Source organism: Limnoraphis robusta CS-951 (assembly GCF_000972705.2).
Genome location: NZ_LATL02000256.1, coordinates 1 through 15,135, shown reverse-complemented (window position 1 = coordinate 15,135; position 15,135 = coordinate 1). Strand labels below are relative to the sequence as shown.

The following is a 15,135-nucleotide window of genomic DNA, read 5'->3' as shown; positions in this document are numbered from 1 at the left end:
GAAGTAGACTCGTTGTTCATATTTTGTCGCTTTTCTTGCAGAAATAATGCGGGTACAATTCTCACGCTCTGTATGGACAACAACAATAACGCGCCCTTGCAACAAACCCAGTGTCACAAAACGCTGTTCTTCATAATTATAGCGATTATCTTCAACCGTTACCGTATCTCCATCAAACACTGCTAGAACGTCAATAAAATCAATTCCATGCTTGCGAAGATTGGCAAGGCGTTTTGCTTCATCCCATTCAAACTCCATCACTAAACAACCGCTACACTTGCCTTCTGTTAATTATAGTGGCTTCTTTAATATTTTGCCTATCTACTGTTTCTAACTCTCCATCAAATACTTTTATTCCAATACTCTAAACCCGTTACTATTATGTCTTCTAACCACTGCTTGAAACGTTCTACCAAATTATCTTCTTCATCTGCATAAGAAAACTGAAACGGAGAATCTGTTAAAGACTGAATCTCACTAATATTCCGCTCACCTTCTTCAGAATCATCCCGGTGATAAGCACAGGCAGTACATACAAGTAGTCCCCGGTATTCATGCCCGAGAACGTGGAACGAAAGAAGAAGCAGCGTAGTTGATTTTTCTACATCAATAACTAATTGAATCCAAGTGTGATAGTTCCGAAGATTGGCAAAGTATCCCAACTGTTTAGCTGTTTCGACAACTTGGTAACGATGGTAATATGAGTGAGGATCACCAACAGGGGCAGAAATTGTAAAAACTTGTGCGTCATCTACAAAATTCTGAACAGATAGCTTNGGAGATAAATTAAAGCGAAAATAGATTTTTCTACATCAATAACTAATTGAATCCAAGTGTGATAGTTCCGAAGATTGGCAAAGTATCCCAACTGTTTAGCTGTTTCGACAACTTGGTAACGATGGTAATATGAGTGAGGATCACCAACAGGGGCAGAAATTGTAAAAACTTGTGCGTCATCTACAAAATTCTGAACAGATAGCTTAATTTCATCAGCAATATCTTGTAGACGATTAACAGCTATATCAAACAAACTTGAAGCGAAGCTTTCTGCTTTCTTGCACCTTTCCTGAATAGATGCTGACTGATTTTGTTTTATTTTTTCAGCAATAGAAGAAATGATAACTTGAGTTCGTCGCGCCTCTGATAAAACTTGTTCTGATAGCCCTAGACTTCTTAAAAAAGCTTGCTTTTGACTTTTAGCAAATAGATTAATCAGACTCGATANGCTATATCAAACAAACTTGAAGCGAAGCTTTCTGCTTTCTTGCACCTTTCCTGAATAGATGCTGACTGATTTTGTTTTATTTTTTCAGCAATAGAAGAAATGATAACTTGAGTTCGTCGCGCCTCTGATAAAACTTGTTCTGATAGCCCTAGACTTCTTAAAAAAGCTTGCTTTTGACTTTTAGCAAATAGATTAATCAGACTCGATAGATTACCTTGATCCGCTTCTTCCAAAGCGGCTATATAGACTGCTCGATCATCACGAGTAAGAACCAAAGGAAACCAACTGGCTTGGATAAATACTAAACTAGCTAAACACCGAGCAACACGACCATTCCCATCTTGAAAGGGATGAATTTGAGTAAATCGATGATGCAACCATGCAGCTTCAATCTCAGGAGGAACTTTTTGATCGTGATGTTGATGATGTAATGTAATTAGTCTATCCATCTCNGCTCGATCATCACGAGTAAGAACCAAAGGAAACCAACTGGCTTGGATAAATACTAAACTAGCTAAACACCGAGCAACACGACCATTCCCATCTTGAAAGGGATGAATTTGAGTAAATCGATGATGCAACCATGCAGCTTCAATCTCAGGAGGAACTTTTTGATCGTGATGTTGATGATGTAATGTAATTAGTCTATCCATCTCAGATGCAACCTGTTCAGGAGGACAATATTCGTGAACAGAACCATCTGGTCGCAGAGGATTATTAGGTTGACGTTTCCAGTCGCCTTGTATTAAAGAAACAGGAAATATCTTTCCTGTCAGTGAGTCTAAAGCTTCTGTACTATCCTGACTCTGAGTTAACAGTTGATGTAACTGCTTGATATAGAAAGTTGATAGTGTTCTTTGTCCACCTACAAAGTCAAATAGACCTTCAATTGCAGACTCTTGATCTTTAATAAGGGAAACCACCTGTTTAACTGGACGATCTGTTGCTCCATGAGGAATTAATGCCTCGTTAATTCCCTGTTCAATTAACAAACGAGTAATACCGCGATCTATTGTATATAAACGCTCAATGATTCCAGTTTCAATTGCTATTTCTCTACGCAGTTTCTCACTGAAAGCTTGGAACTCTCCAGATTGACGTAGACGATCTGCTTGCTCGTTCCACACCGTTACAAGAGGTGGCAACTCAGAACTTGCTAGATTTTTCCAGGTTGAAGGTAAATCTTCTATGGGTTGCCACAGCATAAATTTTTGTTGGCAAAGGTATTTCGGATATTGTAACATCTTGTTTTTCAAAGGTCGTCAAACTGTCAGCATTTCCTTTGCTAATTTAAGGGCTGCGATCGCTTGAGAGCGCTTAACACTGGGAAAATGATCTAAAAATTCATCGAGTGAATCACCTGCTTGGNTTTCCAGGTTGAAGGTAAATCTTCTATGGGTTGCCACAGCATAAATTTTTGTTGGCAAAGGTATTTCGGATATTGTAACATCTTGTTTTTCAAAGGTCGTCAAACTGTCAGCATTTCCTTTGCTAATTTAAGGGCTGCGATCGCTTGAGAGCGCTTAACACTGGGAAAATGATCTAAAAATTCATCGAGTGAATCACCTGCTTGGAGATAATCAAGCAAAGTTTTCATGGGTACACGAGTTCCAACAAAAACAGGAGTTCCACCTAAGATATCAGGGTCACTCTGAATAACACGCGCTGCGGTTGCCATGTCAGTTATCGGGTAGTAGGAATTACTCTGATTTTAGCCGATCTTCAAACACAACACTAACTAAGCTTGTTGTTATTGATGTGTTTCCATTCTGCTTTAGACAGTATTCTGCACGAGCCATTCCATGACTTCTTGTGCGTTTTTGTCGGGTGGGAAAACGGGATAAAAGACTTTAACAATTTGTCCATTATCTGCAATTAGGGTGAGTCGCTTAATTAATCGCTTGCCCTCTACTTCATTTGCTTCATCCTATTCAAACTCCATCACCACCAAACAACCGTTACACTTGCCTTATTGTAACTACAGTTGGTCGTTTTCAACTCAAGGGAGGTTTAATATCTGATAATCGTCGTTCAACAAATTCCGCTCATTGCTTCCATCGAGTCAACCCATCCGTTTCCGAAGAATCAACCCAGAAAACTAACAATCAACTCATCCGTTACCAGATACACCCTTAACTTAACCCAAGTTTAACACAAATTTAAAGTAGAGTTGCTATGCTTATTCTGCTTGACTTTGTAAAATTTTAGTATTTCCATGTGGGTTTTCAATCATTTATCAAAGATTACTATCCTCACCCTGAGTAGCTTCTGGCTTTGGAGTTCTATTGCTGTTGCGGAAGTTAATGAACGTCATCTCACCATTGATGCTAACACTCCTTCCTACAATGTGTTAGTTCAAAAAGCAGAAACATTAGCCAAACAATCTATCGAACAAGCCTTTAAAGAAAACTCAACCCTTGAAGCAATTACAATTATGATTCTCGGTGAACGAGGTGGTCAAACTGTTCCTATTTTAAGAACTCGAGTCACTCGAAGTCAATGGCAAGCAAACAGCGATGTTTCCGAGTGGACCAGATATTTTCCCCCATCACAGTCTCTACTCGGTTATAGAAATAATACTCCCACTCAGTCCACCTCACGTTCTGTTTCCCCAGGGAGAACCCCACCTCAGCCAACCGCTCAACCGCCTCGTTCTCAACCGTCAGCTTCTCCTGTTCCCCAAAATCCCGCCGAAAANCAATGACCAAACTCCAGTTGGGTATAGAATGACTGCAACCTTTGAAAACTAGAAAGTCAAGTGAATGTTAATTTCTGGGATGGTATTTAAAAGATTGCCGAAAACTCAACCCACTCAGACAACCGCTCAACCGACTCAGAGCAATTCTCCACAAACTCAACCCAGTCCTGAATCTCCTAATGTTATTCGACTTGAACCTCGTTCAAGCCCACGTCGTAGAGCAAGAGAAGATGATCCAGGGTTCCGAGATGATTAAAACATGAGAAGGGAATTTTTGAGACAAATTAACCGAAAATTAACCTAAATTTAATTACTTCTTAGTTAATGTTTTTATTAACGGATTTTAAAGATCTAGGAATAAACTACTAAAGGCTGACGTGTTAGTTGAGTGAATCAATCACAACTTAGCAACGCTTATCATCTGAGACACCCAACCAAGCAATTCATAAAGCGATATCTCTCTATGTATATCTTTCAAATCTTGGGGAATCAGTTCCGGAGAGTATAAGTTTTTTTGATTCATTTCAGCTAACCGTAAGAGAGGAGAACGGTCATCTACCCTCTCTACAGCAAACGTAGAGAAAAAAGAGTTAAACTTCAATGTCTAAATACAGTCGTCGGCAATTCTTAATTTTCTTTGGTAGTAGTGCAGCAGCAGCGACACTCGCCCCTAAAATAGAGTCCAGCTTGTTTGCTAGAAACAGCAGTATTGCTCAGGCTCAAACCGTTGCTTTTACCCCGGTAAAGCTTCCTCATCCCCTAGAAGCCTACACTTTAATGCCCAGTGCGGTTCCGACAGCCGGAAATGGTGGTGTTCTTCCCACTGGAATGGGAATGCTCTCACCCGGACAAGATCTCAACTTACCGTTTTACGAAGTCTTTGATAATGTCGTTGTTCCGCCAGAGTATGAGTATTATGTCATTGTGCGTTGGGGCGATCGCGTTTTCCCAAGTTCCAATGACTACTTTGGTTACAACTGCGACTACACCAGCTTTATCCCCACTAGCAGCGACTTTTCTGAAGGCTTCCTGTGGGTGAACCACGAATATGTTTCCTATCCGATCTCACCTGTTGCACCAGAGACTGACCCAGCCTTAGCTGCATTCGGATCAACGGCTCCTACGGTACTCGGTTTAGACTTATCGACTCGCAACCGAGCCACTTTAGGAGAATTTCTCTACAACCTGGGCGGCTCAATTCTCTTTATCAGAAAAGGCGCAGATGGTCGCTTTGCGGTAGAATCGGGTAATTCGTTTAACCGACGCATTCATGGACTTTCGGGTTTAGGAATTAACGCCGAACGTAGCGACGGTTATCAAAGCGTCACCTCTTGGGGAAATCGCCAAGGAGACAGCAATTACTTAATTGGAACTGGGCCTGCCGCAACAGAAGTTTTCCCCTTGAGTTCTGATGGTTTAGGAAATCGGATTATTGGTACGGCTTACAACTGCTCAGGCGGTACAACCCCTTGGGGAACCATTCTTACCGCAGAAGAAAACTTCCAGGGTTCTGAAGAATTTTTTGTTGGGGTGCAGGAAGGAGTTCTGCCGAACGGCACACAAACCGGATACATCGACGGTACAGTTGGGGCTGAATTTGGCTTGGTGGGTGAAAAATACGGCTGGATGGTGGAAGTAGCCCCCAGCGATCCGAACTTCCGTCCCCGTAAACACTCCTACTTAGGTCGTTTCCGCCATGAAAATATTGGATTTCGGGTTGAACCCGGTCGTCCCTTGGTTGGATATATGGGAGATGACCGTCGAGGCGGACATACTTGGAAATTTGTCAGTGCAGGCGTGGTAGAATCACCCACTGCTGCGGTTAATAGTTCTTTGTTTGAACTCGGAACCCTCTATGTTGCTAAGTTCAACGCAGATGGTACGGGAGAATGGATTCCTCTAACGCTGCAAACTCCCACCAATCCTAACGTTCCGAGTGAAATTGCATCCGTTGAGTTGCAGTTTCTCGGTGAAGCCCAACGCGATGGTCGAGTTCGCTTACCCAGGCGGGCAGGAATTGCGGGAGAAACGGAAGATGGGGGTACTCTCGTCGTTGATTTGACTAACGAAGCGACTGCAATACCGGGTTATCGAGGTAAGACTTTAGCCGATTTCTACACTTCTCAAGGGGCTGTTCTCAGCGATGCCTTCGCCGCAGCCAACTTAATTGGGGGAACTCCCAGCGCTCGTCCAGAGGACTTAGAAGTGAGTCCCATGACGGGAGAAATCTTCGTCGCTTACACTGACTCAGAACCGGGTAGCGATGGTTATCCCGACTCTCGGATTTTTACAGTCAGTAAATACACCCCAGATATCACCGCACCTCAAACTTCGGGGGATTTGATCAAAATCGCTGAAGCCAATAATGATCCAGCCGCTTTGAGATTTACCTGGAGTAGCCTGGTTAAAGGAGGCGAAGGTGGAGCGTTAGGAGGGGCAGGCTATGCCAATGTTGACAACCTAGAGTTTGACAGCAAGGGAAATATCTGGGGTGTAACGGATATGTCTACGAGCAACCACAACGGTTTCACAACCGGAGCAAGTCCAGAGGCGCGAGAAATTGATCATACGACCACCGGAGCATCAGGGAATTTAACGGGTGTATTTGGCAATAACTGGCTGTTCTACATCCCGATGAGCGGGCAAATGGCAGGTATGATTGTTCCCTTTGCCTACGGCCCACCCCGTTGTGAAATGACGGGGCCTTACTTTATTAGAAATGCTGCTGGACAGGATGAAACTTTGCTTCTGTCTGTTCAGCATCCCGGTGAAGATGTCCCCATTGGTGATGGCGTTAAACTCAGTCGTTCTATCCCGATGTTGAGTTTAGACGGAACGCTGTTTAATCAAGAACGTTTGGTACCGCGTGGTAGCAACTGGCCGAGTAATGTTGAAGGCGATCCGAACGGCCCTCCTCGTCCGTCTGTGATTGGGGTTCGTCGTAGAGGAGGCGGCGCGTTTATCTAACTAAAAACCGGGTTTCTCGGAGAAACCCGGTTTTTCAGGCTCAAGTTTAAATGAAGCTCACCCCACCTTTTTAGAGGTGGGGGTGTCTATGCTAATCTGGGGCTACCAACAGCCCACAAATCACAGAGACAAGCCCAGCTTCCAGGCAAGCGTCCAGAATTTTTACTGGGACGCTTCTCGTAGTCCTTTCGGCTAACGAGCTTAAGCCAACCTCTAGCGGCGATATTGTATGACCCGTTTAAGTCGCAGTTGTACCGCTTTCCACTAGAGAATGTTGCTAAAGCGTAATTTTTCTCGTCGCGTTTTATCCGTCCTGACCCGTCGTAAGCAAGCCTTGAGGTATAAGCAGCAATTACGGCAATAGTTTTGCCGCCCAATTCCGTCCACTTGCGTTGGGTCAGTTCGACAATCAAGCTTTTGAGCCAACCATGAAATCGCTGTTTCAGGTTGGATCGCTTCTTTCCGCCCTTCGGCTTCCACCCCTTGAGATCCTCAAATACAATTGCGTCGGCACTGTACTTCTGAGCAATCAGAGTAATGCGTTTGGAAACGATATGCCCAATCTGCTGATTGATGTTGCGACACTTGCGATAGGTGTTTTTGCAGAATCCCGAACCTAGCTTTCCGCCTTTTCCCATCGTCTTCTTAGCTCTCTGAGAGACTGATTTCAGACGCTTATCGCGACGGTCTATGTCTCTTCCAGGGTGAATGAACTCACGATGGATTACAGTACNAGTAATGCGTTTGGAAACGATATGCCCAATCTGCTGATTGATGTTGCGACACTTGCGATAGGTGTTTTTGCAGAATCCCGAACCTAGCTTTCCGCCTTTTCCCATCGTCTTCTTAGCTCTCTGAGAGACTGATTTCAGACGCTTATCGCGACGGTCTATGTCTCTTCCAGGGTGAATGAACTCACGATGGATTACAGTACCGTCACGGCTTACTACTGAAACAGTAGCAGTTGTATTGATTCCCAAATCAATCGCCACAACCACACCAGATCCCTTCACCTTCTCAGGGTGGCACTCAAACGGAACCGACAAATGGCACGATTTATCATTAACGATGAGTGAGGGGGATTTAATTTGGTTGGTCGGAATCTTATGCCGTTCACGCAACGAAGCGATAGGCATAGTGATCCAAATCCAGTCAGATCCAGTAAATACTTTGATTTCGACTTTTTTAAATCCGTGCAACTTGAAGCATTGCCCTTTGTACAGGGCGGGGTAACAGCCTGTATCAGAATTAAGGATCGGCGGTTTTGCGTCTCTGCGATTCCGACTAGACCCTGACTGCCAATCCCAGTATCGAGTCATGTAGCTACTCACTTGACCTGCTGCAAACATAATTGCAGCGCGGCGCAAATAGCTAGGGAACTTGTGAAACGCTCGGTTGATTTGAGGGTATTTCGGGCTTGGATTTTTTGCGGTTCTATGCACCAATCTTTCGACNATGTAGCTACTCACTTGACCTGCTGCAAACATAATTGCAGCGCGGCGCAAATAGCTAGGGAACTTGTGAAACGCTCGGTTGATTTGAGGGTATTTCGGGCTTGGATTTTTTGCGGTTCTATGCACCAATCTTTCGACGGCAGGAACGAGTTCATCGCTGCCCAGGCTCCCCAAATCAATCCAGTGGGTACAGATCACCGTTACCAAAAATCGGCATAAACGGCGGTATTCCTGCACAGTGTTGAGCAAATACTGTCTTTGCCCACTGTTCGGTACAATGCGCCATTTATCGGTTCTGATAGTTTTGGGTGCTGCTTTGTGTGCCATAGTGTTTATAGTGTAGTACATGAAGTAAACCAATGGCAAGAAGCCTAAGAGCTTTTGCTCATAGTTTTTGTAGCATTCAGATTCACATGGTGTTTGTCACAAAGTATCGCCATCCAGTGCTAACTGAACAGATAGAGGCGGATATTATCCAACTGTGCAGAAGTATCTGCGAAAAGAACCGCTCTTACTTGGTTGAAGCAAAAGCGGATTTAGAGATGAAGGATCACATTCATTTATTGATAGACTTTGCGCCTGATGTCTCTGTATCGAAACTGGCTAATACGATGAAAACTGTTACCAGTCGGGAGATCAGAAAACGTTACGCCACTGAACTGAAACTTTACTATTGGAAACCCGTTTTTTGGAAACGTGGCTATTGTGCTGTTTCTGGCGGTGGCGCTTCGCTAGATGTCATTAAGTCCTATATCCAGTCTCAGGGTAAAGACGATTAATTCGGGTGTTCGGCACTCCCCCACCTATTCCGAGGTGGGGGAGTGCGCCTCACTTAAGGTTCAAGAATGAGAAAACCCTCTCGCTTCCAGAGAGAAATGAGAGGGATTTTTTGGGCTGTAACTATAACTTCAATAATCGTTTTCCGTGAACGACGGCTACAACCGTCACAGTCTCATCCTTAACTCGATATAAAATTCGATAGGTATATGCAAACTGTTCTCGAATAGTTTCATCACCAAACTCTTGAACGACGTTACCCGATAAGGCACAGTCACTCAATTTGCGAGTTACCTCAATGATCCGTTGCACCACTGCGGCTGCATAGGAGACAGAATCTCTGGCAATATAAGCAGCAATTGCATCAATATCATCTAAGGCTTTTGGCGACCAAACTACTTGATAATCCATTTACTCAGTAAACCTTCTGCTTCATCTTGTGTTAGTTTTCGAGCTGTATCCAAAACAGCAAGTCCATGTCGAAATTTTTCAATCACATACAGGTGATATTGGACATCTTCGAGGGAACAATCATCGGGTAAATTTTTCAACAAAGACTCAATTTCCTTTTTGGTGGGACTCATATAAATTTGTTTTAGTTGAATTTGTCTAAGTCCATTATACCCGATCCCCCTAGCTTCATTCAATGCACAATATTATCCGATAAACACTATGTTCCCTCGATAGGATATCAGAAAAAATTGTAATATTACCTAACAAAGTTTGAGTTGAGGGAAATTTGATGTCCCCTACATCTACATCGCATTGCACTCGAGATCAAAGAAACAGTCTAGTCTCAAAGATTTTTCAAAGGTCAAGCTATCTGTTTGTGAAACCCTTTCTGCCGGAGAAGGGAATAACCACGACTAGCTAATACCATCTGCAAATCGATGATATCAAATTTATTCGCATTGGTCAGCATTCGCTAGCGATTTTACCTACACTTTAAAAGTCTTCAAAATTAGCGATCGCTTTTTGCATCCGTTCGCAGACTTCATCCACTGGCAGCGTCCCCAATTCACCAGAGACACGAGTCCGAATACTGAGACTATTCGCCTCAACCTCTTTGGCTCCCACAACCGCCATGACTGGGATTTTGTCCTTTTCAGCGTTGCGAATTTGTTTGCCTAACCGTTCGCGGCTACTATCGACTGAGGCGCGAATGTCAAGCGATCGCATTTTCTGCACCACGTCTTGAGTATAGGGTAAAAACTCATCACTCACCGCTAACAAGCGAATTTGTTCGGGTGCTAACCACAAAGGAAAATCTCCCGCATATTGTTCGATCAAAATCCCGATCAACCGTTCGAGGGAACCAAAGGGCGCTCGGTGAATCATTACGGGACGTTTGCGAGTGCCATCTTCAGCAACATATTCTAGATCAAAGCGTTCGGGTAAATTATAATCTACCTGTACCGTTCCGAGTTGCCATTCTCGGTCTAAAACATCTTGAAAGATAAAGTCCAGTTTTGGCCCATAAAAAGCTGCTTCTCCGATTCCGAGAAAATGATCCATTTCTAGGGTTTCAACGGCTCGTTGAATAGCTGATTCTGCGGTATTCCAAACCTCATCAGACCCAATATATTTATCAGATTCTGGATCACGGAAACTCAGTCGTGCTTTAAAGTTACTCAGTTTTAATTTGCCAAAAACGGACAAAATTAAATCAACAACATTCAAGAACTCGCTATCAAGCTGTTCGGGAGTCACAAATAAATGAGAATCATCAACGGTAAACCCACGAACCCTCGTTAAACCGCCCAGTTCTCCCGACTGTTCATAACGGTAGACGGTTCCAAATTCCGCCAGTCGGATGGGAAGTTCTCGATAAGAACGTAATTCACTCTTATAAATTTGGATGTGAAACGGACAGTTCATCGGTTTGAGAACAAATCCCTGTTCGAGTTTCGCCGCTTCTTCATCTTCTGCCATCATCGGAAACATATCTTCACGATATTGTTGCCAATGTCCTGATGTTTTAAACAGATCAATTCTGGCAATATGGGGCGTAACAACAGGTAAATAGCCCCGTTTGAGTTGTTCTTTTTTCAGGAAATCTTCTAAAGTGCTTCGCAGGACAGTTCCCTTGGGAGTCCACAACGGTAGACCTGGCCCAACAACATCCGCAAAAATAAATAGTCCTAACTCTTTACCGAGTTTACGGTGATCCCGTTTTAGGGCTTCTTCCTTGCGGCGTTTATATTCAGCTAACTGTTCGGGGGTTTCCCAAGCCGTACCATAAATACGCTGAAGTTGGGCTTTGGTTTCATCGCCTCGCCAGTAAGCGCCTGCTAAACTTTCGAGTTCAATCGCTTTGGGGTTAATATCGGCTGTATTTTCAACGTGGGGGCCTGCACACAAATCCCACCATTGATCGCCCAGGTGATAAAGGGTAATGGGATCTTCTAAACCTTCTAAAATCTCTAATTTGTAGGGTTCACCCAAGGCCTCGATCCGACGTTTGGCTTCTTCCCGAGTCACTTCTTCGCGGACTACAGGTAATTTGCGCTTGATAATCGAAGCCATTTCTTTTTGAATGGCTTTGAGATCTTTTTCGGTAAATGGCTCTGGGCTGTCAAAATCGTAGTAGAAGCCATTTTCAATCCAAGGGCCAATCGTTACCTGAGCCTTTGGAAAGAGCTTCTGAACCGCCATCGCCATGACATGAGAGGTTGTGTGGCGAATCTTTTTGAGAGTTTCGGATTCGCTCGTTTTCGGCAGGTAGATTTTCTCGGGCTGTTCTGGAGAAGCGTTCGACTCTACGGGAGGCATCGATGACTTAACAGTATTGTTTACAAATTGTTTGTCGGCACAATTTTCTTCTATCCTACCATTCTACAGTGAACAGTTGGATTGTCAATCTTATAACCCTTGCTAACTAACTCTTTCAATGCGATCGCGCATCTCAATCACTCTTCTACCCAGAATGGGACCCAGGAGCAGGCGTCAGTCAATGCGCCATATGTTTCGGGCAGTCATCTTGCCTAGTTACAAGCCCCCTCAGCCTTGTGCGTGGGGTGGTTGACTAGAGATTGGTACACCTACCTGTTTACCCAAACAAGAGCGGAAAATCCCCCGGTTGGCTAAAAGGTCAAAAAAGAAACAAGAAACCGAGGTATCCCATTGTCAAAAAGAGTAGTGGAAAGTTTGAAAGTCAAAAGAAAGCGAAGAAATTGAAACAATAACTGAAATTTTTATTGAAATTTTCTCGGATTTCAGCTTTGATCTACTTGGGATATTGACTTATTATTCAAGCTTTGGTCTAAACTCCAGTTGAGAATTGAAGATTACAGCCTTCTAGAATCCTCAAAAAATTGATAACGCTAAAGCCTAACTTCAAGGATATAATAACCGAGAAAGCAAACCACTCTCAAGATATTTCCATCCCATATGAAACTACAGGATATCGTAGGAACAGATCACCGTTATGATATCAAAGCGATCGCCGCAGATGAGGAGTTAACTCGTCAGATTCAGACGCTCCTTGTTAACTTAGGTTTGCTTGACCCCCCTGTTGATGGGAAATTTGGTTCATTATCAACCGCAGCTTTACATCGATTTCAAACCTTGATGGAGTGTGGGGAACCGGGATATTTAGCGACTAATACCGCTCAAATGTTAATCACAACCAAACCCGAAGAATTACCTAATCCTGCACTGGTTCTCAAAATTACTCAGGAAACCATCTTAAAACTTAGACCTGTTCAATCTAGCGAACTCAGTGAATCTGAAAGACAGGGAATGAAAGCAGAACTGTCTTTTTCTCTGATTGCTTTTGAACCCGTTCGAGGTCATGTCCGAGTTGCATTTCGAGGTCAATCTTTTCAAGAGCAATCGATTTGGTACATCTTTGAAAAACACGCTGAAATCTATGAAGGAAGTAAACTCATTTATCCCAAAATTAGACCGAAAAAAGTGCGATTAGATAGCTTTCCCTACAAACCTCAAACGGATAATTTCTTTAATCCGACAGGCGCTTGTAACGTGACGTCAATGGCGATGTGTTTAGCCTACTATAATAGGCCTCGTCGTAAAAGTTACGGACAGTTTGAAGATGAACTGTATGAATATGCGATCCAAAGAGGATATAGTCGTTGGAGTCCCTATGATCTGGCAAAAATTGTTAGAGATTATGGCTGTAAAGATTATTTTACAGAAAAAGGAGATATGGATGATTTAAAAGACTGGTTAGCCGAGGGAAAACCCTGCGTGATTCACGGATATTTTACCGCCTTTGGTCATATCATGCCTGTGGTGGGTTATGATGACTCGGGATTAATTGTTCACGATCCCTATGGAGAATGGTTTTCCAGTGGATATAGAACCGATTTAAGTGGCGCTTATTTACGCTATTCTTACGGTCTAATCCGGCGAACTTGTATGGCTGATGGGGATTTTTGGGTTCATTTTATTTCAAAATAATACAAGAATTAAACTGAATTCAAATCAAGTAAAAATTTTCTCATTGATTTTTTATCTAAATTTAACGCACTTAATGAAAATATAAGCCATTCTAGTGATCAAGTAGAGTGGTTTAATTTTTTATGTTCACAACTTCAACATACCCGATCTCAGAAAACGTTCACCCTCAGACTGCTATTACTCCTAATCTCGCCAAATTTTTCTCTAAACCCGCAGTTGGGTACACCTGCAATGCTATCTTTGTAGTCATCGCCCTAGTGATCATTGATGGGTTGTATAACGCAACACCTACATCACTGAAGCCCCAATTAGGAACTTCTGATGAACCTTCCGTCTTTTCTGTGGCTGTGGAAGATAGCCGCTTGGTCAATGGGATTTTCGCTGTTTGCTTACCTGATGCTCGCCGTCACAGGTAGTTGGATGTTTTATACTCGTAATGTGAAACAGCCTCGCCCTCAGGGTTTACGAACGGCTCATTACCTGATTGGCGCTACAATGGTCGGATTAGTCTTACTCCTGTTGGCAATTGGTTTGATTGGCACCATCGGTTATTATGGGAATCTCGGTCATTCAGCCCACTTGCCTGCGGGACTAACAGTTGTTAGTTTAGTCTTGCTTTCAGCTTGGAGTTCAACTCAAATTCATCCTTCACGACCTTGGGCGCGATCGCTTCATATTAGTACCAATATCGTGCTATTATTTGCCTTTGCCGTCGTTTCTCTAACAGGTTGGACTGTTGTGCAGAAATACTTGCCTTGAGATAGAGTTCCTAGATAGAACTCTACCTCATAATCGTATTATGACTTAACTGAGAGCCGACAATTCATCTACAACGTGAATTCGTCCTCTCACAACAGCTCTCAGTAAACGATCAACAGATTCTCGCTCATCTTCACTGAGGGTTTCATCCAAGATAGCAGCCATTAATCCGTATCGATCTGCTTGAGTCAGACAGTTGTTGTCACGAACCCGCCGTTAACCGCGAAAGCGGTATAACGGGGGCTTGAAAGAGTCCAAACGTGACCAGACTAAGTTCTTAGAGAACTCCGTTATTTGGGTCAAGACACCTAAGAATGCGTGCCAGTTTTTAGCTCTGTCGTCTAACTTTAAACAGATTTAATCGGGTTAAGTNAGTCCAAACGTGACCAGACTAAGTTCTTAGAGAACTCCGTTATTTGGGTCAAGACACCTAAGAATGCGTGCCAGTTTTTAGCTCTGTCGTCTAACTTTAAACAGATTTAATCGGGTTAAGTCAGTGAGTTAGGCCTAACAAGCTCAGATAACATTGTCAAGGCAAACATTACCCAAGAAATTGGAGTTATTTATGTCAAATTATGTTTTCGTTGTCGATAGTGATAAACAACCCTATAATCCGATTCATCCGGCTCAAGCAAGATTGTTATTAAGTCAGAAAAAAGCGGCTATACTTCGTCGCTATCCTTTCACTATCATTCTTAAGGAAAAAGTAGAAAATGTAGAAATCAAACCTTTAACCCTTAAGACTGATCCAGGTTCAAAAGTAACAGGACTCGCTTTGGTAAGTGAAGAAAATGTTATCTGGGGAGCCGAGTTGACCCATCGGAGTCAACAAA

Annotated in this window: 15 protein-coding genes; 6 read left to right on the top strand and 9 right to left on the bottom strand. The window is 43.2% G+C overall.

Features of this window, described 5'->3' with window-relative positions; translation table 11 throughout:
* The 4 genes from WN50_RS21920 to WN50_RS21890 form a co-directional block, all read right to left on the bottom strand.
* Nucleotides 1–258 (bottom strand): BrnT family toxin (locus tag WN50_RS21920; RefSeq protein WP_049560720.1); only part of this gene is annotated, 258 nt, incomplete at its 3' end.
* A gap of 967 nt (nucleotides 259–1,225) precedes the next feature.
* Nucleotides 1,226–1,674, bottom strand: a 449-nt coding sequence (locus WN50_RS37790) for a Fic family protein (RefSeq protein WP_160315424.1), incomplete at its 3' end; no start/stop codon positions are given.
* Nucleotides 1,675–1,678: 4 nt separating this feature from the next.
* On the bottom strand, nucleotides 1,679–2,430 hold a 752-nt coding region (locus WN50_RS37785), incomplete at its 3' end, for a Fic family protein (protein ID WP_049560725.1).
* 263 nt (nucleotides 2,431–2,693) lie between these two features.
* Nucleotides 2,694–2,903 carry a DUF433 domain-containing protein gene (locus tag WN50_RS21890; protein ID WP_046281634.1) on the bottom strand — a complete coding sequence of 70 codons (210 nt, stop codon included), beginning with the start codon at nucleotides 2,901–2,903 and terminating at the stop codon, nucleotides 2,694–2,696.
* A 1,099-nt stretch (nucleotides 2,904–4,002) separates the two neighbouring features.
* Here WN50_RS21890 and WN50_RS34800 point away from each other — a divergent pair.
* Both WN50_RS34800 and WN50_RS21875 read left to right on the top strand, forming a co-directional pair.
* The gene (locus tag WN50_RS34800) at nucleotides 4,003–4,179 is read left to right on the top strand and encodes a hypothetical protein (RefSeq protein ID WP_160315422.1); all 177 of its coding nucleotides are present in this window, start codon (nucleotides 4,003–4,005) and stop codon (nucleotides 4,177–4,179) included.
* Nucleotides 4,180–4,523: 344 nt separating this feature from the next.
* Nucleotides 4,524–6,890 (top strand): PhoX family protein, encoded by a 2,367-nt coding sequence (locus WN50_RS21875; RefSeq protein WP_046279029.1) that lies wholly within the window; start codon nucleotides 4,524–4,526, stop codon nucleotides 6,888–6,890.
* 86 nt (nucleotides 6,891–6,976) lie between these two features.
* Here WN50_RS21875 and WN50_RS31510 read toward each other — a convergent pair whose 3' ends face one another.
* Nucleotides 6,977–7,528: a transposase gene (locus tag WN50_RS31510; protein WP_200906338.1), complete on the bottom strand. Its 552-nt coding sequence runs from the start codon at nucleotides 7,526–7,528 to the stop codon at nucleotides 6,977–6,979.
* Between the two features lie 96 nt (nucleotides 7,529–7,624).
* Nucleotides 7,625–8,089, bottom strand: a 465-nt coding sequence (locus WN50_RS37780) for a nuclease/transposase family protein (protein ID WP_483425972.1), incomplete at its 3' end; no start/stop codon positions are given.
* A gap of 614 nt (nucleotides 8,090–8,703) precedes the next feature.
* Here WN50_RS37780 and tnpA point away from each other — a divergent pair.
* Entirely contained in the window at nucleotides 8,704–9,123 is a 420-nt protein-coding gene (tnpA, locus tag WN50_RS21865) for an IS200/IS605 family transposase (protein WP_046279028.1), read from the top strand.
* Nucleotides 9,124–9,244: 121 nt separating this feature from the next.
* On the opposite strand, the gene WN50_RS21860 is transcribed toward tnpA, so the two are convergent.
* The 3 genes from WN50_RS21860 to thrS form a co-directional block, all read right to left on the bottom strand.
* A complete protein-coding gene (locus tag WN50_RS21860) occupies nucleotides 9,245–9,532 on the bottom strand; it encodes a type II toxin-antitoxin system RelE/ParE family toxin (RefSeq protein ID WP_046279027.1) in 288 nt (95 codons plus the stop codon).
* Nucleotides 9,517–9,705: a hypothetical protein gene (locus tag WN50_RS21855; protein ID WP_046279026.1), complete on the bottom strand. Its 189-nt coding sequence runs from the start codon at nucleotides 9,703–9,705 to the stop codon at nucleotides 9,517–9,519. Before WN50_RS21855 ends, WN50_RS21860 begins: the two co-directional genes overlap by 16 nt.
* A 361-nt stretch (nucleotides 9,706–10,066) precedes the next feature.
* Nucleotides 10,067–11,893, bottom strand: coding sequence for a threonine--tRNA ligase (gene thrS, locus WN50_RS21850; protein WP_046279025.1), 1,827 nt, complete (start codon nucleotides 11,891–11,893; stop codon nucleotides 10,067–10,069).
* 618 nt (nucleotides 11,894–12,511) lie between these two features.
* On the opposite strand from thrS, the gene WN50_RS21845 reads away from it, so the two are divergent.
* The 3 genes from WN50_RS21845 to WN50_RS21835 form a co-directional block, all read left to right on the top strand.
* Nucleotides 12,512–13,543: a C39 family peptidase gene (locus WN50_RS21845; RefSeq protein WP_046279024.1), complete on the top strand. Its 1,032-nt coding sequence runs from the start codon at nucleotides 12,512–12,514 to the stop codon at nucleotides 13,541–13,543.
* Between the two features lie 321 nt (nucleotides 13,544–13,864).
* Nucleotides 13,865–14,302, top strand: coding sequence for a DUF4079 domain-containing protein (locus tag WN50_RS21840; protein ID WP_046279023.1), 438 nt, complete (start codon nucleotides 13,865–13,867; stop codon nucleotides 14,300–14,302).
* 565 nt (nucleotides 14,303–14,867) lie between these two features.
* Nucleotides 14,868–15,135: RRXRR domain-containing protein (locus WN50_RS21835; protein WP_049560702.1), on the top strand; the 268-nt coding region annotated here is incomplete at its 3' end.

Coding starts and splice junctions, on each gene's coding strand:
- WN50_RS21840 (WP_046279023.1), top strand. CDS start 13,865: ATGAACCTTCCGTCTTTTCTGTGGCTGTGGAAGATAGCCGCTTGGTCA.
- WN50_RS21855 (WP_046279026.1), bottom strand. CDS start 9,705: ATGAGTCCCACCAAAAAGGAAATTGAGTCTTTGTTGAAAAATTTACCC.
- WN50_RS34800 (WP_160315422.1), top strand. CDS start 4,003: ATGGTATTTAAAAGATTGCCGAAAACTCAACCCACTCAGACAACCGCT.
- tnpA (WP_046279028.1), top strand. CDS start 8,704: ATGGCAAGAAGCCTAAGAGCTTTTGCTCATAGTTTTTGTAGCATTCAG.
- WN50_RS21890 (WP_046281634.1), bottom strand. CDS start 2,903: ATGGCAACCGCAGCGCGTGTTATTCAGAGTGACCCTGATATCTTAGGT.
- WN50_RS21845 (WP_046279024.1), top strand. CDS start 12,512: ATGAAACTACAGGATATCGTAGGAACAGATCACCGTTATGATATCAAA.
- WN50_RS31510 (WP_200906338.1), bottom strand. CDS start 7,528: ATGGGAAAAGGCGGAAAGCTAGGTTCGGGATTCTGCAAAAACACCTAT.
- thrS (WP_046279025.1), bottom strand. CDS start 11,893: ATGCCTCCCGTAGAGTCGAACGCTTCTCCAGAACAGCCCGAGAAAATC.
- WN50_RS21860 (WP_046279027.1), bottom strand. CDS start 9,532: ATGGATTATCAAGTAGTTTGGTCGCCAAAAGCCTTAGATGATATTGAT.
- WN50_RS21875 (WP_046279029.1), top strand. CDS start 4,524: ATGTCTAAATACAGTCGTCGGCAATTCTTAATTTTCTTTGGTAGTAGT.